Origin of the sequence: Methylobacterium mesophilicum, assembly GCF_022179445.1 — a bacterium.
Taxonomy (GTDB): Bacteria; Pseudomonadota; Alphaproteobacteria; order Rhizobiales; family Beijerinckiaceae; genus Methylobacterium; species Methylobacterium mesophilicum.
This window is the reverse complement of sequence record NZ_BPQU01000037.1, coordinates 15,523-36,336: the sequence shown is the minus strand read 5'-3', so window position 1 is coordinate 36,336 and position 20,814 is coordinate 15,523. Positions and strand designations below refer to the sequence as shown.

At 65.7% G+C, this 20,814-nt stretch carries 14 protein-coding genes and 3 pseudogenes; 11 read left to right on the top strand and 6 right to left on the bottom strand.

The features are described from left to right. Positions 1 to 103: 103 nt before the first annotated feature. Both MFF40_RS24610 and MFF40_RS24605 read left to right on the top strand, forming a co-directional pair. Positions 104 to 1,666 carry an ABC transporter substrate-binding protein gene (locus tag MFF40_RS24610; protein ID WP_147853917.1) on the top strand — a complete coding sequence of 521 codons (1,563 nt, stop codon included), beginning with the start codon at positions 104 to 106 and terminating at the stop codon, positions 1,664 to 1,666. 8 nt (positions 1,667 to 1,674) lie between these two features. After that, positions 1,675 to 3,240 (top strand): GMC family oxidoreductase, encoded by a 1,566-nt coding sequence (locus tag MFF40_RS24605; protein ID WP_187277661.1) that lies wholly within the window; start codon positions 1,675 to 1,677, stop codon positions 3,238 to 3,240. A gap of 516 nt (positions 3,241 to 3,756) precedes the next feature. On the opposite strand, the gene MFF40_RS24600 is transcribed toward MFF40_RS24605, so the two are convergent. Beyond that, positions 3,757 to 4,131, bottom strand: coding sequence for a tautomerase family protein (locus MFF40_RS24600; RefSeq protein WP_238262586.1), 375 nt, complete (start codon positions 4,129 to 4,131; stop codon positions 3,757 to 3,759). A gap of 58 nt (positions 4,132 to 4,189) precedes the next feature. Continuing rightward, positions 4,190 to 4,888, bottom strand: a complete 699-nt coding sequence (locus MFF40_RS24595; RefSeq protein ID WP_147853920.1) for a glutathione S-transferase family protein — start codon at positions 4,886 to 4,888, stop codon at positions 4,190 to 4,192. Between the two features lie 115 nt (positions 4,889 to 5,003). Here MFF40_RS24595 and MFF40_RS24590 point away from each other — a divergent pair, with 115 nt between their 5' ends. The 5 genes and pseudogenes from MFF40_RS24590 (at position 5,004) to MFF40_RS24570 (ending at position 11,819) form a co-directional block, all read left to right on the top strand. Next, a complete protein-coding gene (locus tag MFF40_RS24590) occupies positions 5,004 to 5,579 on the top strand; it encodes a TetR/AcrR family transcriptional regulator (RefSeq protein ID WP_147853921.1) in 576 nt (191 codons plus the stop codon). 321 nt (positions 5,580 to 5,900) lie between these two features. Beyond that, positions 5,901 to 8,075 (top strand): hydantoinase/oxoprolinase family protein, encoded by a 2,175-nt coding sequence (locus MFF40_RS24585; protein WP_378997185.1) that lies wholly within the window; start codon positions 5,901 to 5,903, stop codon positions 8,073 to 8,075. 41 nt (positions 8,076 to 8,116) lie between these two features. Further along, positions 8,117 to 10,450, top strand: a complete 2,334-nt coding sequence (locus MFF40_RS24580) for a hydantoinase B/oxoprolinase family protein (protein ID WP_147898505.1) — start codon at positions 8,117 to 8,119, stop codon at positions 10,448 to 10,450. Between the two features lie 62 nt (positions 10,451 to 10,512). Further along, a complete protein-coding gene (locus tag MFF40_RS24575) occupies positions 10,513 to 11,022 on the top strand; it encodes an acetone carboxylase subunit gamma (RefSeq protein ID WP_147853923.1) in 510 nt (169 codons plus the stop codon). A 225-nt stretch (positions 11,023 to 11,247) separates the two neighbouring features. After that, a pseudogene (locus MFF40_RS24570) lies at positions 11,248 to 11,819 on the top strand (alcohol dehydrogenase catalytic domain-containing protein). Positions 11,820 to 11,969: 150 nt separating this feature from the next. On the opposite strand, the gene MFF40_RS29100 reads toward MFF40_RS24570, so the two are convergent. Beyond that, on the bottom strand, positions 11,970 to 14,048 hold the full coding sequence (locus tag MFF40_RS29100; RefSeq protein ID WP_498043401.1) for a sigma-54-dependent Fis family transcriptional regulator: 2,079 nt from the start codon (positions 14,046 to 14,048) through the stop codon (positions 11,970 to 11,972). Positions 14,049 to 14,560: 512 nt separating this feature from the next. On the opposite strand from MFF40_RS29100, the gene MFF40_RS28990 reads away from it, so the two are divergent. Then, positions 14,561 to 14,686 (top strand): IS3 family transposase, encoded by a 126-nt coding sequence (locus MFF40_RS28990; RefSeq protein WP_368858855.1) that lies wholly within the window; start codon positions 14,561 to 14,563, stop codon positions 14,684 to 14,686. A 325-nt stretch (positions 14,687 to 15,011) separates the two neighbouring features. On the opposite strand, the gene MFF40_RS24555 is transcribed toward MFF40_RS28990, so the two are convergent. After that, positions 15,012 to 16,301, bottom strand: coding sequence for a methyl-accepting chemotaxis protein (locus MFF40_RS24555; RefSeq protein WP_238262584.1), 1,290 nt, complete (start codon positions 16,299 to 16,301; stop codon positions 15,012 to 15,014). A gap of 358 nt (positions 16,302 to 16,659) precedes the next feature. On the opposite strand from MFF40_RS24555, the pseudogene MFF40_RS24550 reads away from it, so the two are divergent. The 3 genes and pseudogenes from MFF40_RS24550 (at position 16,660) to MFF40_RS24540 (ending at position 19,247) form a co-directional block, all read left to right on the top strand. Next, positions 16,660 to 17,495, top strand: a pseudogene (locus MFF40_RS24550) (IS5 family transposase). A 49-nt stretch (positions 17,496 to 17,544) separates the two neighbouring features. Continuing rightward, a pseudogene (locus MFF40_RS24545) lies at positions 17,545 to 17,673 on the top strand (IS701 family transposase); the annotation flags it as partial. 437 nt (positions 17,674 to 18,110) lie between these two features. After that, a complete protein-coding gene (locus MFF40_RS24540) occupies positions 18,111 to 19,247 on the top strand; it encodes a hypothetical protein (protein WP_238262592.1) in 1,137 nt (378 codons plus the stop codon). Here MFF40_RS24540 and MFF40_RS24535 read toward each other — a convergent pair. Both MFF40_RS24535 and MFF40_RS24530 read right to left on the bottom strand, forming a co-directional pair. Next, positions 19,240 to 20,229, bottom strand: a complete 990-nt coding sequence (locus MFF40_RS24535) for a helix-turn-helix domain-containing protein (protein WP_147857448.1) — start codon at positions 20,227 to 20,229, stop codon at positions 19,240 to 19,242. The two genes, MFF40_RS24540 and MFF40_RS24535, sit on opposite strands and share 8 nt — an antisense overlap. 153 nt (positions 20,230 to 20,382) lie before the next feature. Beyond that, positions 20,383 to 20,628 carry a hypothetical protein gene (locus tag MFF40_RS24530; protein WP_147898394.1) on the bottom strand — a complete coding sequence of 82 codons (246 nt, stop codon included), beginning with the start codon at positions 20,626 to 20,628 and terminating at the stop codon, positions 20,383 to 20,385. Positions 20,629 to 20,814: the final 186 nt, after the last annotated feature.

Below are 20,814 nucleotides of genomic sequence, written 5' to 3'. Positions count from 1 at the left end.
CGCACGGTGCCCTCGCGGATCGCGCCGAACGCCCCTGGATCGGCACGCCATCTTTTGCTGGTATCCGGCTTGCTTAGCCGGCCCGGACACAGGGTGAATACGCATGAGACGATTCTGGCTTCCCGGGCTGATCGCAGCCGCGGGTGCGCTCCTCGCGCCGGCACCGGCCGGTGCGGAAACGACGGTGCGGGCAGTACTCGAAGCCGAGGTCGTCACCCTCGATCCCTATTTCACCACGGCCTATATCACCCGGACCTTCGGCTTCATGGTCTACGACACGCTGTTCGCGCCGGACGCGAAGGGCGTGTTCAAGCCGCAGATGGTCGACACGTGGTCGGTGTCGGACGATCGCCTGACCTGGCGCTTCACCGTGCGCGACGGCCTGCGCTTCCATGACGGCACCCCCGTCCGGGCCGCCGACTGCGTCGCCTCGCTCAAGCGCTGGGCAGCCCGCAGCGCGCTCGGCGGCCGGCTCATGGACGTGGCGGCGGGGCTCGATCCCGCGGACGACAGGACCTTCGTGCTGACGCTGCGGGAGCCCTACGGCCTCGTGCTCGACACGCTCGGCACCACGTCGAGCCCGACGCCCTTCATCATGCCCGCCCGGCTCGCCGCGACGCCGGCCACGACGCAGCTCTCGGAGGTCATGGGGTCGGGTCCCTTCGTCTACGACCGCGCCGCGCACATCACCGGCGACCACATGCTGTTGCGCAAGAACGCCGATTACCGGCCGCGTCCGGAGCCGGCGGACTTCCTGGCCGGCGGCAAGGTCGTGAAGGTCGACGCCCTCGACATCCGCATCATCCCGGATGGTGCGACCGCCGTCGGCGCCCTCGGCGTGGGCGAGATCGATCTCATGCAGTACGCGCCGTTCGATCTGATCGAACAGATCGAGCGCAACAAGAGCCTGGCGGTGATGAACTTCACCGGCCCGCACAGGTTCACGGGGCATTACCGCATCAATACGGCGGCCAAGCCCTTCGACGACCCGGCGATCCGGCGCGTGCTGCTGAGCCTCGTGGATCAGCGCGAGGTCCTGGACGGGTTCGGCCTGGATCCACGCTTCTCGCAGACCTGCGACGCCTTCTTCATCTGCGGCTCCCCCTACGAGACGCATGCCGGGACCGAGCCTCTGCGCGATCCGTCGGTGGCGGCGGCCCGAGCCGCCCTGAAGGCGACAGCCTACAAGGGCGAGCCCGTGATCGTGATGGCGGCCAACGATCTCGAGGCGGCGCGCGTCTCCTCGACGATCCTGGCCGACCGGCTGAAACAGGCCGGCTTCACCGTGGACCTCCAGGTCATGGATTGGGCGGCCCTGCTCGCGCGCCGCACCAAGAAGGCCGGGTGGAACGTCTTCGGCATTCACGCCCTCGGCCTCGACCTCAGCTCCCCGCTGACGAACTCGGCGATCAACTTCAATTGCAAGGATGCGGCGAGTTCCGGGTTCATGTGCGACACGCGCATGGTCGGGCTGTTCGACCGGTTCTCCCGTGAGCCCGATCCGGACAAGCGGCGTGACATCGCGGGCGCGATTCAGTCCGTCATCTACGGCGAAGGCCTGGTCGTGCCCTTCGGCCAATTCGCGCAGCCGGCAGCCTACCGGACCACGCTCACCGGCCTGATCCCGTCCGCCATCCCGCTGTTCTGGAACGTTGAGAAGAAATGAGCGCAGCCCTGTACGATGTCGTCGTCGTCGGCGCCGGCTCCGCGGGGGCCGCGCTCGCCGCACGCCTCTCGGACGATCCGAAGCGACGCGTGCTCCTGCTGGAGGCGGGACGCGACTGGCGCACCGGCGAGGCCCCGCCGGCCTTGCGCTCGGCCAACATCGTGCCGTTCATGTACGACCCGGACCACCAGGCGGACTGGCAGTGGCCCGGGCTGATGAGCCGGCGAACCCGCGTGCAGGAGCCCCGCTTCTATTGGCGCGGGCGTGCGCTCGGCGGCAGCTCGACGGTGAACGCACAGATCGCGATCCGCGGCGTCCCGGCGGCCTTCGATGCCTGGGCGGAACAGGGCTGCACCGGCTGGTCGGCCAGCGACGTGCTGCCGCTCTTCGACCGGATCGAAGACGACGCCGAGTTCGGCACGGAAGCCGGCATCCGCCGTGGCGGTCCGCTCCCGGTCTACCGTGCGCCGCCGGAGGCCTGGGGCGCGGTGGATCTCGGGCTGCGGGACGCAGCGCTCGCTGTCGGCTATCCCTGGAAGGCGAATCTCAACGCTCCGGAGGGCGAAGGCGTCTCGTGCAATCCGATCAACAGTCGCGATGGGCGCCGCGTCACCACAAACGACGCCTATCTCGAGCCGGCACGCGGGCGGTCCAATCTCGAGATCCGCGGCGGCGCCCTCGTCGATCGCGTCCTGTTCGAAGGACGTCGCGCTGTCGGTCTCCGCGTCCGCTTCGGGACGGGGCCCTGGACCGAGATTCACGGCCACGAGATCGTCCTGTGCGCCGGCGCCATCCATAGCCCGGCCATCCTGATGCGCTCCGGGATCGGTCCGGCCGCGCAACTCCAGGCCCTCGGCATCCCCGTCCTTCAGGCGCACGAGGCGGTCGGCGGCCATTTCATGGATCACCCGATCCTGCGGGCGACGATGGACCTGCGGCCCGACCACCGGGCGTTCGGTCCGGACGCACGGCACACCAACTGCTGCGTGACGTATTCCAGTGGTCTCGCCGGTGGAGGCGAGCGCGACATGATCCTCGTCGCGTACAATCACCGGGGCCTGACGGGTCCGGAGCCGACCCCGCAAGGGGCTGTCGGCGTCGGGTTGTACGACGCGTTCTCACGCGGTGCGCTGCACCTCACGTCGGCCGATCCCGAGATCAATCCGGTCATCGAGGAGAACATGCTGGACGATCCGCGCGATCGCCTGCGCATGCGCGATGCGGTGCGACGCCTCGCGCGCCTGATGGCACAGCCGGCTCTGGCCGACCTCGCCACGGCGATCCGGTTCGGAGAAAGCCCGCTCGCGATCGGCGAGGCCGCGTGCCTCCCGGATTCCGAACTCGATGCCCTGATGCTCGCCGAAGCCGGCGATATCCAGCACGCGGCCGGCACCTGCCGCATGAGCGGATGGCAGGACGCATCCGGCGTCGTCGACCCGGATCTCAAGGTTCGCGCGGTGGGCGGACTGCGCGTCTGCGATGCGTCGATCATGCCCAGTGATTGCCGGGCCAACCTGCATTTCACCTGCGTGATGATCGGTGAACATCTCGCACGGCGCATGGATACGCAATAATCTGTAGATCTACTATGTGCCGGATCTCATTGTTCGCTGCAGTGCATCGCCCACTGGGAAAAGCCTGTAAGTCTTACGATCCGCTGCGGTCATGGCGAGGCTTGGGGATCATCGCATCGCCATGACCGCATTGAACCGCTTCGCGCGCCTATCGACCGCCGAACAAGGGCTGCTTCTTCTCAACTGGAACGCCGACAGCAGCCGGTCTCTTTCCCGCCAACTTCAGTCGTACGGAGCTTGCCCGCTCAATGTCCGCTTCCGGGCAGCGTCTTAGGGGCCCGGAACGACTGGGTTGGGTCGCAGACGCAACGTCCGCTTCTGAATGCGGCTCCCCGGTCGGATTGCGATCCTCACAGGGATCGTTCGGATAATATCCGCTTACGGAACCTGGCGCGGCGCAACAGCGATCCGCTGCCTACGACCCGTTGCAGGTGTCTCGACAGCCGTGGGCGCTTCTCCAAACCGGTCATTCGTCGGCGGTCCCGGGGCTTCAGATCGAGGTGACGTCGGACGTCGTCACCATGGCTGACCGTCACCGAACGACCAGTCCGCCTTGTAGACAAAGACCATGTTGATCATGATATCGTCAGGTCGGATCCCCAACTTCGATTTTAGTTCGTCGGCGACGAAACGATAGAAGGCGAACTTGGTGTCCGTCTCGTTGCCGACGGTGCTCGTCACCTGGATCAATATGAAGTCCGGCGACCGGCTAAAGCCAAGAAATTGAGGATCGTATATAAGATTGTCTGCGGTGTGCTCGCTGACCACCACAAAGCGGTCGCCATCGGGTGCTTCGAGGACATCGACGATGCCTCGATAGACGATGTCTGCCACGGCAGCGCGATACTCGGGGGACTTCCCCTGGATCAGATCGATACGTGCAAAAGGCATGATGACCTCCTCGGGCAGGATTGCGGTCGGACCCCGGCCGGGACCGACCGCTGGGCGCTCACGTCCGGTTGTCGATCTCCGGCACACCGCTGCTCCTGTCCGCATAGGCAGCGACGAAGGCCGGCCGAGACTGCCAGCGCTGCCAGAAGGCATCGAGATGCTCGAAGCGCTCATCGAGCGGAGTGGCGTTTACCGGGAACTTGGAGAACGCGATGGCCGTCGCCAATGTGATGTCCGAGAACGTCGGCTGATCGCCGCCCAGCAGCCACGCGCGGCCGTCGGCGAGATGCCGGTCGACGAGACCGGCATGCGCCAGTGCCACCTTGCGGGAATGCTCGCCCCAGGCCGGATTGCTGGTCAGTTCGAGCTTCGGGCCCAGACCCTGATGCAGCACATGGAATGCGGTAACGATGGGATAGAGGATGTGCACCCACACCCGGTTGTCCCACATCTGATCGAGGCCACGCTCGTGCGCCGTCTCGCCCATGATCTTGCGGCCTTCGAACGCGTCGTCGAGGTAGCGGGCGATGGCGGAGGTCTCGCTCAAGTAAGAGCCGTCGGCGAGCGCGAGGGTCGGTGTCTCGCCCCAAGCGTTCATCTTCAGGTGCTTCCAACCCCGCTGCTCGCCGACCGGTGACATGTCGTAGACCGTCTCATCGAAGTGCCCGGCGATGCCCTTCTCGTGCATGAAGATCCGCAGGCGCTGCGGGTTCGGGAAGGCCGAGGGTGAGGTGAAAAGCTTGAGCTTGTCGGACATCGTCGTCTCGCTTCCCTGAGGATTTTTGCCTGTCTGTCAGATGACAGGCAGCAAGCTAGGGCCGGCATCTTGTGCCGTCAACCCCTGTCTGCCATATGACAGGCGGAGGCTGAGAATGGCAGCGACGTTGAAGAGGGATGTGCGTGAGGCGATCCTCGTGGCAGCGAGGGAAGCCGCGATGGCCTATGGATATGGCGGCATCAACTTCCGCGATCTTGCGGAGGCCGTTGGCATCAAGGCCGCCAGCATCAACTACTACTTCGCCAACAAGGCCATCCTCGGCGAGGCCGTTGCGCGCCGCTATTGGGAAGACGTTGCCCGCGATCTTGAGGCTATTTCATCGGATGCGCAAAGCCCGATGGAAGCGCTGCGGCGATACCCCAGCATTTTTCGCCTCTCTCTGGAGCGCAACAATCGCATGTGCCTCAGCAGCTTCATGGCGACAGAGTATGACGCTTTGCCTGATCAGGTTCTGAAGGAGGTCCAGACCTTTGCAGACGTTAATACGGCCTGGCTTCGTGATCACCTAATTTCTGCAAAGACAGTTGATCCGAAGGACGGGGAGACGAGATCTCGCGCCATCTATGCTGCTGTAGCCGGAGCTCAGATCATCGCCCGAAGCCGTTCGGACATAAATCTGTTCGATTCGTTGATCGGTGGCTATCGAGAGGCGGGACTTCTGCCGAACTGATCAAAAACGCGCACGTAGACGAGGTCCGCTTCAAGGCATTGCAGACCATAAGCGGACAGGCAGAAATCCGCCCTATTAGGACATTTGTCCTCTTGCGCTATGTGTCGGCAATCCGATCGGCTTCCGTACATGAGCCGCCGCGGGCGCCAAATTTCAGCCCCGCGTCTGTCTTTCGGACGCCTGTCCGTGTTTCGGACGTTCGCGGACGCGGCAAGATGAGAGCGCGGTCGCGGTAAGATGATGTTCCCCTTAATAATTTGATACAGGCACTTTTGGCACGGATACTGCTGATTTCTGGATAGCTCGGCCCAACAGAGGCTGATGCGAAACAGGAGGAAGCCCGTGAATATTCAGGCACGGAACGCCAGAAGCGTACAGGTGCTCGGCATCGACGCCGGCGGTACGATGACGGACACATTCTTCGTCGATGCGGACGGCGACTTCGTCGTCGGAAAGGCCCAGAGCACCCCGCAGAACGAAGCGCTCGGACTCATCGCGTCGAGCGAGGACGGTCTAACCGCCTGGGGGCTTTCCCTCGACGAAGGGCTCCAGGGCCTTCAGACCGGCGTCTATTCCGGAACGGCCATGCTGAACCGGGTTGTCCAGCGCAAAGGGCTGCGCTGCGGCCTGATCGTCAATCGCGGGATGGAAGACTTCCACCGCATGGGCCGCGCGGTGCAGTCGCATCTCGGCTACGCCTACGAAGACCGGATCCACCTCAACACGCATCGCTACGATCCCCCCCTCGTCCCACGCCAGCTGACGCGCGGCGTGATCGAGCGGATCGACATGTTCGGAACGGTAGTGATCCCGCTGCGGGAGGACAGCGTCCGCGAGGCCGCCCAGGACCTGATCGCCGCCGGCGTCGAGGGCATCGCTATCAGCCTCCTACATTCCTACAAAAACCCCGACCACGAACGCCGGACGCGCGACATCGTCATCGAGGAAATCGCCAAGAGCGGCAACACGATCCCAGTTTTCGCCTCGGCGGATTACTATCCGGTCCGCAAAGAAACCCACCGGACCAACACGACCATCCTTGAGGGCTACGCCGCGGAGCCGTCGCGCCAAACTCTCAAGAAGATTTCCGATGCCTTCAAGGAACACGGCACCAAGTTCGACTTCCGCGTCATGGCGACCCACGGCGGTACCATTTCCTGGAAGGCCAAGGAGCTCGCCCGTACCATCGTCTCGGGGCCAATCGGCGGGGTGATCGGCGCCAAGTACCTCGGCGAGGTGCTGGGCTACAACAACATCGCCTGCTCCGACATCGGCGGCACCTCGTTCGACGTGGCGCTGATCACGCAGGGCGAACTGACGATCAAGAACGACCCGGACATGGCCCGGCTCGTCCTCTCGCTGCCCCTCGTCGCCATGGATTCGGTGGGCGCTGGCGCAGGATCCTTCATCCGCCTCGATCCCTACACCAAGGCGATCAAGCTTGGCCCGGACTCCGCCGGATACCGCGTCGGCGTATGCTGGAAGGAGAGCGGCATCGAGACTGTGACGATCTCCGACTGCCACATGGTGCTCGGCTATCTCAATCCCGACAATTTCCTGGGGGGAGCCATCACCCTTGATCGCCAGCGCTCGGTGGACGCCATCAAAATACAGCTGGCCGACCCGCTCGGGCTGTCGGTGGAAGACGCGGCGGCCGGCGTCATCGAACTGCTGGACTCCGACCTACGCGATTACCTGCGGGCGATGATCTCCGGCAAGGGCTACAGCCCACAGAGCTTCGTGTGCTTCTCCTATGGCGGGGCCGGGCCGGTCCACACATACGGCTATACCGAGGGCCTCGGCTTCGAGGACGTCATCGTGCCCGCTTGGGCGGCCGGCTTCTCCGCGTTCGGATGCGCCGCCGCCGACTTCGAGTACCGCTACGACAAGTCCCTCGACATCAACCTTGCGCCCGATGCCCCGGCCGAGCAGCGCGAACAGGCGTCGAAGACCCTCCAGTCCGCGTGGGAGGAACTCACCCACAACGTCCTCGAGGAGTTCAAGCTGAACGGCTACGACGCCGACCAAGTCAAACTGCAGCCCGGCTACCGGATGCAGTATCGCGGTCAGCTCAACGATCTCGAGATCGAGTCCCCATTGCCAGTGGTCGCGACGGCCGAGGATTGGGAACGCATCGTCGACGCATTCAACACCACTTACGGGCGTGTCTACGCCGCCTCCGCCCGCTCGCCCGAACTCGGCTTCTCGGTCACCGGCGCCATCATGCGGGGGAGCGTGCCCATTCCCAAGCCCAAGATCCCGAAGGAGCCGCTCGAGGGCGCAACTGCGCCATCTGACGCCTTCCTCGGCACGCGCAAGTTCTATCGCAAGAAGCGGTGGGTCGACGCCCAGCTCTACCGGATGGAGTCCCTGCGCCCGGGCAACCGCGTCACCGGGCCGGCCATCATCGAATCCGACGCCACGACCTTCGTTGTCCCGGACGGTTTCGAGACCTTCCTCGACGGGCACCGCCTCTTCCACCTCAAGGAAGTCTGATCGCAGCCCTTACTCAATCGATACGGACAAGGATCATCCTGATGAACGTCAATATTCGAGCACAGGCTGCCGAGGGCGCGTCCCGTGGGATCGTGCGCGGCGGCGAGACCCTGAAGCAGCACCGCGATCGCCTCATGGAGGCGACGAAGCGTACGAAGTGTTACGCCGGCCTCGAAAAGATGGACCTGCGCGACAGCCAGCCCATCCTGTACAACAAGCTGTTCTCGCGTCTGCGCGCCGGCGTCGTTGATGCCCGTGAGACAGCCAAGAAGATAGCCGCCTCGCCGATTGTCGAGCAGGAGGGCGAACTCTGCTTCACTCTCTACAACGCGGCGGGCGACTCGATCCTCACCTCCACCGGCATCATCATCCACGTCGGCACCATGGGCGCGGCGATCAAGTACATGATCGAGAACGACTGGGAATCGAACCCGGGCGTCAAGGACAAGGACATCTTTTGCAACAACGATTCCCTCATCGGCAACGTCCACCCGTGCGACATCCATACCATCGTACCGATTTTCTGGCAGGGTGAGCTGATCGGCTGGGTCGGCGGAGTCACGCACGTCATCGACACGGGCTCGGTCGGCCCCGGATCGATGTCGACGGGCCAGGTGCAGCGCTTCGGCGACGGCTACTCGATCACCTGCCGCAAGGTCGGCGCCGACGACACGCTGTTCCGCGACTGGCTGCACGAGAGCCAGCGCATGGTGCGCACCACCCGGTACTGGATGCTCGACGAGCGCACCCGGATCGCCGGCTGCCACATGATCCGCAAGCTGGTGGAGGAAGTCGTCGCCGAGGAAGGCATCGAGAACTACTGGAAGTTCGCTTACGAAGCCATCGAGCACGGCCGCCTCGGCCTGCAGGCCCGCATCAAGGCGATGACCATTCCAGGCATCTACCGGCAGGTCGGGTTCGTGGACGTGCCCTATGCGCACGAGGACGTCCGCGTCCCGTCGGACTTCGCCAAGCTCGATACGATCATGCACGCCCCGTCCGAGATCACGATCCGGGCCGACGGGACGTGGCGGCTCGACTTCGAAGGCGCGAGCCGCTGGGGCTGGCACACCTACAACGCCCACCAGGTCAGCTTTACCTCGGGCATATGGGTGATGATGACCCAGACGCTGATCCCGTCCGAGATGATCAACGACGGGGCGGCCTACGGCACCGAGTTCCGCTTGCCGAAGGGCACGTGGATGAACCCCAACGACCGGCGGGTCGCCTTCTCGTATGCCTGGCACTTCCTCGTCTCGGCCTGGACGCCGCTGTGGCGAGGCCTGTCACGGTCCTATTTCGGGCGGGGCTACCTCGAGGAGGTCAACGCCGGCAACGCCAACACGTCGAACTGGCTCCAGGGCGGCGGCTTCAACCAGTACGACGAGATCCACGCCGTCAACTCGTTCGAGTGCGCCGCCAACGGTACCGGGGCCACGGCGGTCCAGGACGGCCTGAGCCACGCGGCCGCCATCTGGAATCCGGAAGGCGACATGGGCGACATGGAAATCTGGGAACTCGCCGAGCCGCTCCTCTACCTCGGTCGCGAGATCAAGCCGAACTCGGGCGGCGCCGGCAAGTATCGGGGCGGCTGCGGCTTCGAGACCTTGCGCCTGGTCTGGAACGCCAAGGACTGGACGATGTTCTTCATGGGCAACGGCCACATGTCCTCGGATTGGGGTCTGATGGGCGGCTATCCTGCTGCGTCCGGTTATCGGTTCGCCGCCCATAAGACCGACCTGAAGGACCTCATCGCCAAGGGTGCGCCGCTGCCTCTGGGTGGCGACACCGATCCCGAGAACCCGCTCTGGGACAGCCTTCTCGGCAAGGACGCGGTGATCAAGCGCGACAAGCAGGCGATCACCACGGAGGAGATGTTCCACGATTACGACCTGTACCTCAACACGATGAAGGGCGGCCCCGGCTTCGGCGACCCCCTCGATCGCGAGCCGTTGAGCGTCGTCTCCGACATGAACGAAGGCTACCTCCTCGAACGCTTCGCCGCCCAGGTCCACGGCGTGGTGACGACGAAGGGCGCCGACGGAGTCTTCGCCCTGGACGAGGCCGCCACGCGCGCCATGCGCCAGGACATCCGCAAGGCGCGCATCGCCAAGTCCGTGCCGACCCGCGACTGGATGAAGGTCGAACGCGAGAAGATCCTCGCCAAGGACGCGGGCGACCACGTCAAGCAGATGTTCGCGGCGTCGTTCAAACTCGGACCAAAGTTCCTGGCTGATTTCAAGTCGTTCTGGGACTTACCCGAAGACTGGCAGATCCTCGAAGAGGAAATCGGCATACCGCACTACGGCTCCCATTATCACATGGACGTCTCCGAGCTTCCGGACGTCAAGACCGTTCAGTTCGTCGAAGAATAGACCCGATCCCGCGCCCGCCCTCCGGCCGGCGCCCCTTCCTCCTGAGACCAACGAGGACACCCATGGCCTACACACGCGCCAAGATCGCCGACCTCATCGACGGCAAGATCGATCACGACACGCTCCACCAGATGCTCGCCTCGCCCAAGGATCCGGAACGGTTTTCGACCTATCTGGAGATCCTCCAGGAACGCGTGAACTGGGACGACCGCATCATCCTGCCGCTCGGACCGAAGCTCTACATCGTCCAACTGGGTACGACCAAGGAGTGGAAGGTTCGCTGCGAATGCGGCCACGATTTCTGCGGATGGAAAGAAAACTGGAAGCTCTTCGCGAAAATAAACATCCGCGACACGGCTGAAAAGCTCGAAGAGATCTATCCGCGCCTGATGGCCCAGACCCCGTCCTGGCAGGTTCTTCGAGAATATTACTGCCCGGAATGCGGCACCCTCCACGACGTCGAGGCGCCGACCCCCTGGTACCCGGTGATCCGTGATTTCGAACCGGACATCGACACGTTCTACAAAGAGTGGATCGGAATTCCGGTGCCGGAGCGCGCTGAAGCGGCCTGACGCGGATCGACACCGAGGGTGTCCCACGTCCCTCGGTCACGGCCAGTCCTACTCCGAGCGCGACGCGAGTTTCGAGAGCGGCGCCGAGGTCCGCCTGGGCGCGACACGTTACATCCGCGGGCCGGGTCGGCGTCCCGCGGATGTCATCGTCATGATATCTATAAATCCCGATTGTCTAGCAACAATATTCTCTTCAGCGAGATCCGATCGAATGGAGTTTTCATCATGGCAACAAGAATGAAAGCTGCGATCTTCGTCGAAAAGGGGCGCATCGTCCTAGATGATAAACCCGTACCGGAGATCGGTCCGCTGGACGTCCTTCTCAAGATGACCACCCCGACGATCTGCGGAACGGATGTCGATATCCTCAAGGGGGAGTATCCCGTCGAACGGGGATTGACGGTCGGCCACGAGCCGGTGGGTATCGTCGAAAGGCTTGGCTCCGGCGTCACGGGCTTCAAGGAGGGGCAGCGCGTCATCGCCGGCGCCATCACGCCCTCCGGCTGGAGCAACGCCTGCCAATGCGGGTGCGGGGCCCAGGTCTAGGTTTTTATTCCTTCGATCTGAAAATCCCCCTTGACGCATTTGCGGCCGGCTTGGGAAACACGTCGATCCGCACATCTCTGTGCCCCGGTGGGAAGGAGCGCATGCGCCGGATGCTCGCCGTCGTCGCTTCGGGGCGGGCTGACCTGTCAGGGCTCGTGACGCACCGGTTCAAGCTGGACCAGGTCGAAGCGGCCTACGATCTCTTCGCAAACCAGCGCGACGGGGTCCTGAAGGTCGCCATCGGCGTGTAGGCATCGACTCGACGGCGACGAAGAAGTTCGGCCGGTGGGACCTGGGGCCGTTCACCGTCGCGTCCAAGGATCTGCCGACGCCCTTTCCGACCTATCCTCCCCACGGTCATAGCGCCGCCGGAGGCCTGATCAGCTACGAGTTCGGTCGCGTCACCCTGCACGCCTACCCGACGCACGATATGGCCGAGCGAGGCTATGGCAGGCGGCACATGGGCGGCTGTACCAGCGTCGTAGCTCGGCTGAGCGTCGGGAGAACCTGCGCCGTTCATCCCGGCCGTGAGCTTCCCCATTCCGCCGAGGGGAGCGGAGAACAGCGCTTGGTTCCCGGTTGAGCTTCGGCCTTACGCGCCGCCCGGCATGCGAGGGTAGCCGTATTCCGCCAGGCGCACGTAGAGGGTGGATCGGGCGATACCGAGGCGCCGCGCAGCCAGTGTGAGGTTGCCTCCGCACGCGTCGACCTTGTGCCAGGATCGCCGAGCGCTCCGCCGCCTTGAGGGCGATCCCCTGCACGGTGCCGGTCTTCGGCGGCAGGGAGAGGATGGGTCCGACCCGATCGGGCGCCTTCAGAAGTTCCGGCGGCAGGTCGGCCTCCGTCAAGCGATCGTCCGACAGCGAGAGGGCGACCATGGCGTCGACGACGTTGCGCAGTTCGCGGACGTTGCCGGGCCATCGGTAGGCCGTGAAGGCCGCCAGCACCGCCGCGTCGAAGCGGGGAGCCGGCCGGTCGAGGCGGGTGGCCGCCGCGGCCGCGAAGCGTTCCGCCAGGAGAAGGATGTCGTCGCCGCGCTCGCGCAGAGGCGGGATCCGAAGCCGGGCCGCGGCGACGCGGTAGAAGAGGTCCTGACGGAAGCGTCCGGCCTCTACCTCGGCCGAGAGGTCGCGGTTCGTCATCGATACGAGCTGGATCTTGACGGGACGCCCTTCATGGCTCCCGATCCGGTAGACGACGTGATCCTCCAGGACACGCAGGAGATAGGACTGGAGGTCGGCGGCCATCTCGCCGATCTCGTCCAGGCAGAGCACACCGCCATCGGCCTGTTCGATCTTACCGATGCGCCCTTTCTCGTCGGCGCCGGTGAACGCGCCCTTGACGTAACCGAAGAGTTCGCTCGCGATGAGGTCGCGCGCGATGCCCCCGCAGTTCACTGGCACGAATGGACCGCCCGCCGCCGGGCTCGTCTCGGCGATCGCGCGGGCGAACAGCTCCTTGCCGACGCCCGTCTCACCCTCGATCAGGATGGGCAGGCCGCTCGCGGCGAGTTTCCGAGCCCGCTGGCGGGCCACCTGGATGGCCGCGCTGTTCCCGGCGATCCGTTCGAACCGGCTCTCGGGTTCGATCAGGGTAGCCACCGTGCGTGACCCCGCGAGTTTGGACCTGCGCTCGCGCACGGGATGGATGACGACGAGGCATCCGAGGGCGACGCCGTCCTGACGGACGATCTCGAGGCTCGCCTGCGAGAAGCGCCGGCGCCAGTTCTCCTCCCATTCACTCGGATCGGCGCGTCCGACGAGCAGACGTGCGGTCTCCGTGAAGACGGGGGATCCGGTCTCGAAGCCACGTTGCGCGGCCTCCGTCGCATGCACCAGGGCACCACGCCGATCGAGGACGACGATGTCGTTGCTTAGCCAGATCGACCGCTTCGCCACGTAACTGCGCAGCAGGATCTCGTGCTCGACCCTCGCCCGATGGCCAAGCGATTCCTCGATCTCCCGACCGACGGCCGCGGCGAGGGCGAGGCTCTGCGGGTTGAAGGACGCAGCCGGTCCCGAGATGTCGACGACGCCCAGCAGGGTGCCGTCGATGGGATGACGCAGCGGCATCGCCGCGCAACTCCAGCGCTGGACATCCTGGCAGAAGTGTTCGGCGGCGTGGATCATGATCGGCGCGGATGTCGCTAGGGCGGTGCCGATTGCATTGGTGCCGATCGCGGTCTCGTCCCAGCGTCCTCCGGTCTCAAGGTGGTTGCGGCGCCCGCCCTCAATCACATGTCGGTCGCCGGCCGTTTCGAGGATGAAGCCGCCTGCATCGGTCAGGATCACCATTGATGCGGCATCCGAGAGCAGGACACCGGATCGCGCGATGGCTGGCCGAGCAATCGCCAACAACTCGGCATTCTCGGCACGGTGTCGGAAGACCTCCGGCGCGCTTGCCAAAGGTGCCTCCGTCAACTCAACCCTGACGCCGTGCATCTTAGAGCGCTGCCATGACGCCGCCACATGTGTCGCCATGCCTGCAGGAAGACGGCCGTCCGCGAGGAACGCCTCCCACGCTAGGCGGATCGCACGCTGGTGACCCATGGACCGTCCTCGCGTTACATCAAGACCGCGCCATCGTCCGAATAGGATTAGGATTGATAAGCGAAATCAAACACAGAGTTCTGGCTGCGTCTAGTGATCTGAGCTGTCATTCGGCTTCAGTTTGAAGGTCGGCTCCCACGCGGCGGTTCTTGTCTGCACGGAGGAGAACGGCCCGGAAGTTCTCGGAGGCCGTTTGGCTTGGCTCAAGCGATCAAGGCTTGGACCTTGGCCTGCGTGAGGTAGCGTGCCTGATCCTCGGCGGGAGGCACGTTGCCGATGGGTGGAATTGGGATTGCCCCGGTTTGGTCGCTGCGGCCTGGTTTGCGTGGGAGACCCGAGTTCTACCGTCGGGGTCTTCCGGTTCATGAGCGCCGACCAGGCCGACTTCCCGATCACCGTGATGGCGCGCACCCGCGGCGCGACGCGGGGCGGACGCCGCCCCGCTGAACCGGATCCGCACCGTCCATCTCGGCACGCACGAGACCTATGGCGTGCCGCGCATCCACGCCGACCTGCGCGAGCAGGGCGACCGGCATTTCCGCAAGCACGGGCGCCCATTGCCCGGCTGATGCGCGAGGCCTGTCTCGTCGGGGCCAGCCACCGGCGCGGTGGCCCCATCACGACGCTGCGGGACCGGGAGGTGCGTCCGGCTCCCGATCTCGCCGCCCGCAACTTCGCCTCCGCCCCCCCGAACCAGTTCTGGGTGGCGGATATCACCGACGTGCCGACAGCCGTTGGCGCGTCCCGAGAGCGGCTATGCATTGGCCGTCCGGCACCGTCGGTTCGAGGTGGGAAGCAAGCTTCGGCGCTGCGTTCGAGAACAGACGTTCAAGCTGTGGCAAATCGTTCGATCGTGAGTGCACCTGACGAGGCCGGACTGAACCCGGGCAAACGTCAGGCCGCTTTAACCTCACTCAGGAAGTGATGCACGACCACTCCAAGTTGCTCGGACTGAGTTGCAAGACGCCGTGCCGCGCTCAGCACGACCTTGGCGGTTTCACCAGTCTGGCCGGCGTCGCGCTCCAACGCCCCCATGGCATCCGTCACCGTCCGTGAGCCGGAGGCTGCCTGCTGCACACTCCGGGCGATCTCGTCCGTCGCGCTGCCCTGCTCATCCATCGTGTGCATGATGCCTTGGGTCGCGTCGCGCAAGCCCGTGATGGCCGTGCCGATCTCGCTGATTGCGGCCACGGTGGTCGCGGTCGCCTGCCGGATCTCGCCGACCTGAGCTCTGATCTCTTCCGTCGCCTTAGCCGTCTGCGTGGCGAGTTCCTTCACCTCAGCGGCCACCACGGCGAAGCCCCGCCCGGCAGCCCCAGCCCGGGCCGCCTCGATCGTCGCGTTGAGCGCAAGCAGGTTCGTCTGTCTCGCCAAGGTGTTGATGATATCGACAACCGCCCCGATCTGATCGGCGGCTCGCGACAGGGTTTGGACCAGGGCGTCCGTGCGCTCAACCTTCGCTGCGGCAGCACCGGCCAGGTCGGAAGACTGGGTTGCCTGCGCCGCCAACGCCCGGATCGTCGCGGCCAGTTCCTCGGTGGCCGCGGCCACCGTCTGCACGTTTGCCGAGGTCTGACGGGAAGCGGAGGACACCTCAGCCGCGCGCCCGCTGTTGCTCCCGGAGATGGTCGACATCGTGTTGGCAGTCGCCTCCATCTCGCTCGCCGCGCCCGACAGGCCACCCGCAATCGCAGTGACCTCGCCATCGAAGGCGGCCACGAGGTGGTCGATCAGGCCTGCGCGCGCCTTGCTCGTCTGCGCGGCCACCATGGCGTCGTTGATGTCCACGAGTGAGCCGCAGGCCCGGATCGGGTTGCCGTTCGCATCGTGCACCACCCCTCCCGTGGCGCGGAACCAGCGATACGTTCCGTCGCGCATCTGCAGGCGGTAGGCGACGTCGTAGGCACCCTTGTTCACCACGTTCTTCAGGGCTTCCCCAAACACGGCGAAGGTGTTGCTTGCATCCTCGGGGTGCAGGCGGTCGGACCAGGATTGTACCACGTCCGGGAACTCGTCCCGGTGATCGGCAAAGCCGACAAGGCGGCGAAACTCCGCCGACCATGTCCAGCGACTCTTCGGGTGCATCGGATCGCCGGCGTGCAGCACCGCATCCCACAGTCCGACCCCGGCGTGGTTATTGAGAATCTCCAGCAGAATGTCGTTATCTCTGCGCTTCCTGAACATGTCTTTGCCGACCTCGACCTATTGAATGTGCTTACACATAGTATCTATGAAAAAATCGTTACATCGTTCAGCACAATAAGATTCTCATCGTCGGCTCGTAAACTATAAGTAGCAACAAAAGATATTTTTCAAACGCTTGTCATCGACGATCAATGCGTTGAAATTTATTTCTCCAGGAAACGTCGGTTGCCCGCAACATTCTAACTATAGTCAATTGTCCATAGCAAGCTGAAATTTTGGACCGTCGCAATACAGAATATAATCAAATACAAACTCAGGTTAAATCGATAAAAAATCGGAACTGACTTAGAGCGCCTAACAGAACGGCATCGAGCGGGGTTTTCAGCGTTGGTTTGGCATGGCCACACCGCTTCTCCCCGATGAACTCTGGGATGAGATCGCTCGGCTCCTCCCGCCGCCTCGGCCGCGTCCGAAGGGTGGGCGGCGTCCAATTGAGAACCGGGCCGCACGCACGGGCAACTTGTTCGTGCTGCGCTCGGGGCTGCCGTGGGAAATGCGGCCGGCCGAGATGGGCTGCGGCTCCGGCATGGGTTGCCGGCGGCGGCTGCAGGATTGGCAGGCGGCGGGCGTTTGGAGCCGCCTGCATCACGTAGTGCCGGACCGCCTGCACGCGGCGGGTGAGATCGACTGGAGCCGGGCTTGCCTGGACAGCGCGTCTGTCCCGGCCAAAAAGGGGGCCTGCACCGGCCCGAACCCGACGGACCGGGGCAAGCCGGGCCAGAGCCGCCATCTCGTCACCGACGCGCGCGGCACGCCCCTCATGGTGAGCTTGTCGAACCCTCGGCTTCTGCCTGAGCGGGGCCGACCGGCACGACACCGTCATGATGGCGGCGACCCGCGATGCCATCCCGTCTGTGCGGAGCGGTCGGCGCGGACGACCGCTCCGCCGTCCGGACAAGCTCCACGCTGACAAGGCCTACGATGCCAGACCCCGCCGGCAGGAGTGCCGGGCGCGGGGGATCGTCCCGCGCATCGCGCGAAGGGGCATCGAGAGCAGCGAGAAACTCGTTCGTCACCGTTGGGGCGTGGATCCTTCGACAAGCTCAAGATGAGGGCACCCACGCCTGGTTCAACCGGTTCCGTCGATGGCCCATCCGCGACGAGCGACGCGCAGACATCTACGAGGCCTTCGCAAGCCTCGTCACCCTGAACCAGATCAGACGGTTCTGTTAGGCACTCTAACTTTGCCCTCGGACCACCTCGTGGGGGCCGATCAGGTCCCATGATGCGCACAGCATGGACGGCTGGGACTTCGGTCGAGACGACGCTTGAGCTGTGGGCCTCGTGGCCGCGAGAGGTGAAGGGGCGCATGCGGCCCCTGTTCAGCCAGGAGGGGGGCGCCGCCCCGGCGGGAACGGGACGCGGAATGCATGCCCCGGGCGCGGGCGCCGGTTTCCGTTGTCGATTCGTCTCACGCCCGCCCGCGGCGCACCCCGCAGGCCAGGCTATTGAGACTTACAATCGCACCGAACACGCAGCCGAAAGCTCCTTTCTTTCACGGACACAGGCCATCATTCTGTATTAGATTTACACGGACAGTATTTACATTATCAATTAAGAACGTTCGATGCACTGCATTGACGGGCGCATGATCCCGATGCCTACTGGGCGAGAATTTCAGGTCTCAGCTTAGAATCGGCGTGGACCGAGGCAGAAAGTCCGTTCGATGCTTCCGCCCGCGCGACCGCGAACCCCAGACACCGCGAAGCCCGCGGCCCCTGCGAGCCTCCCGGCGGGGCCGGCCCGGACCGGCCGCGCCGACGCGACCGCGGGGCATGCGCGGTGAGGATGGGTCCGACGCGCAGGCGGGTGAAGCGGGCGGCCCTGCTGATCGCGGCGGCCCTGCTGGCCCCGGTCGGCGCGGGGGCGATCGTCGTCGCCGGCACCGCCCGGGCCGGGGCCGTGGAGGACGCGGGCGCCGGCGGGCGGGCGGACGCGGCGCAGGGCCGGGCGAACCACCGGGAGGCGGCCGGGGTGCCGCTCGCCGCCGCGACCGCGATGGCCGCGCCGCCGCCCTCGTACTTCTCCTTCTCGGACACGGTGATCAGCTACCGGTTCCAGGGCCCCTCGGCGGAGCCCGGCCTCTCGGTGCGCCGGCCCGACGGGACCGCACAGGGCCGGCGGGTGCCGCGCGAGGTGCCCAAGAACGTGGTCAACCTGTTCCACGCCAATTCCTGGGCCTACGGCACCAACCTGATCTCCCTCGACATCCTCCAGTCGGGCTCCCAGGACGCGGCGGGCGACAAGCTGATCCGGAGGAAAAGTTACGGCGCCACGGAGGTCTACCTGATCTACCGGGGCGTCCTGAGCCCGAACAAGATCTTCGACACCACGGCGTTCGCGATCCCGGGCCTGGTCAAGGATATCGGGCTGGCGTTCGGGGCCGACGTCAACACCAAGAACACGACGTTCGATTCCGAGAAGCGCGCCGGCACCTTCGGCCTCAACTTCGCCTTCGACGTGCCGGTCGGGTTCGTGAACCTGAAGGTCCAGGCCTACAAGGAATTCTCCCGCAACGGCTTCGCCGGGGATCCGCCGCGTCCGGAAAGCGGCATCCCGGCGATTCCGGGCTTCGATTATTCACACTTCCGCAGCGTCGAGTTCAAGACGACGCCGGAATTCGAGCTGACCTACACGATCCCGCTGGCCTTCACCGGCCTGCCCCTGGCGCTGGCCGGGTTCAACACCATCGTGATGCCCAAGGGCCGCTACGGCGACGTCAACCAGTACCGGACGAAGACAGAGTTCGTCTCGCAGACCAACCTGGTCCTGGATATCGGGCAGCTGCTCGAGCAAGCCCCCAACCGGGTCGAGGCGTTCGTCGGCTTCCAGTACTGGCACAACAAGTTCGGCGGCGATCCCCGGTCCACGATCAATACCGAGGAGAAGGCGCTGATCGCCGGCGTCGCCTATCACCTCAAGTGAGGGCGCCCGCAGCCGCCCCCCCGGGATCGCCCGTTCTGGCGCGCAGATCGCCGGGCGCGTGGTCGAAGCGGCGGCGGAAGGCGCGGTTGAAGGTCGGCGCGTCGGTGAAGCCGCAGGCATACGCGATCGTGGCGATCTTCAGCCGGTCCTTGCCCGGCGCGGTCAGGCGGCGGTAGGCGAGGTCGAGGCGCGCGTCGCGGATCGCCGCCGCGATGCCGTCGGTCCCCGCGAAGGCCCGGTACAGGTGGGCCCGGGACAGGCCGAGCGCCGCCTGGATCTCGGCCGGGCCGAGGCTCGGGTCGTGGAGCCGGCGCATGATGTGGGCGTGGGCCAGGGACACCACCGCCTCGCACGAGACCGGGGCGGCCGGGTTGCCGGGCTGGTCCCGGACGAGGGTGCGCAGCAGGTGCAGCACGCCTTCGAGCGCGACCTGCGCCTCGCCCTCGGTCATCCAGGCGGCCGAGGCCGCGAAGGTGCGGAACGCGGCCTTGAACGCCGCGTGTGCGGGACGGTCGGCGATGCAGCGCCCCGCGAAGGCCTCGACGGTGCCGATCCAGGCCTCGAAGGTCGCGCGCGGCAGCGCCAGCCGGATCTCCGCGTAATCGCTCTGGGTGCCGGCCAGGAACGGCCGCTGGCGCGACAGGAAGCTGATGTCCCCCGCGCTCAGGCGCGCGCCGCGCAGGCCCTGCTGCTGGTATCCGATCCCGTCGAGGGCGAGGCCGATCACCATCGCGTCGGAGGGGTTCCGGCCGATGTGGCGGGCGCCGACCGTCACGCCGACCGGGCTGCTGACCGTGTGGGTCAGGCCCCAATCCGCGCCCATGACGACGAGCCTCCGGGCCCGGAACGCCGCGCGGGGATGCATGCGCCCGACGTCGCCGTGCGGCGCCAGCGCGGTCGAGCACCAGAAGTCGAACGCCCGCTTGGGCTCGACGTGCCGGGTGGTCTCGATGGTGCTGGGGACGAGGGCCGGGAGGGACACGGGGCGAGCTCCGCTACGGACGGAACCGGCCGCCGCGCAGCGATTGCCGGCCGCGTCGACAAAAGCAAGAGCCGAGCGACCCGGAAGACAACCAGGGGTAAACGTCCGCCGGCGCGCGCCGCGTCTTCCCGAAGCGGCGGCCTGTTGCCCGGTCTACGGCCGGGACGGCCCGCGCCGGAGCGGGCGCGGCCCGAGTTCGACGCCGCGGGCGCCGGGTGGGACGCCGACCACGTCGCCGTCCCGGACGGCCTGGCGGAGGTTGTGGCGGGCGCCGCGCCCCTGCGTGCCGCCGGGCTGCGTCACCGCGGAATCGCCGGAGGGGGCCAGAACGGTCTGCGCCTGCGCCGAGCCCGCGAGGCCGATCAGCAGGAGGGCGGGCAGGATCCGTACGGAGGTCATGGCGGTCATCTTTCCCGGGCGACGGGGCCCGAAGGCGGGCCTGGATCCTCGACGAGATAGGGTGCGGACCGCCGGGCCGTTAGGGCAAAGCCCCGACGGGCGTCACCGGCTCGCGCAGGACGACCCTGCGGAATGAGGGATCTGCCGGGCGGCGCCGTAGCCGTCGCGGGGCCGGGCGCCCTAGGG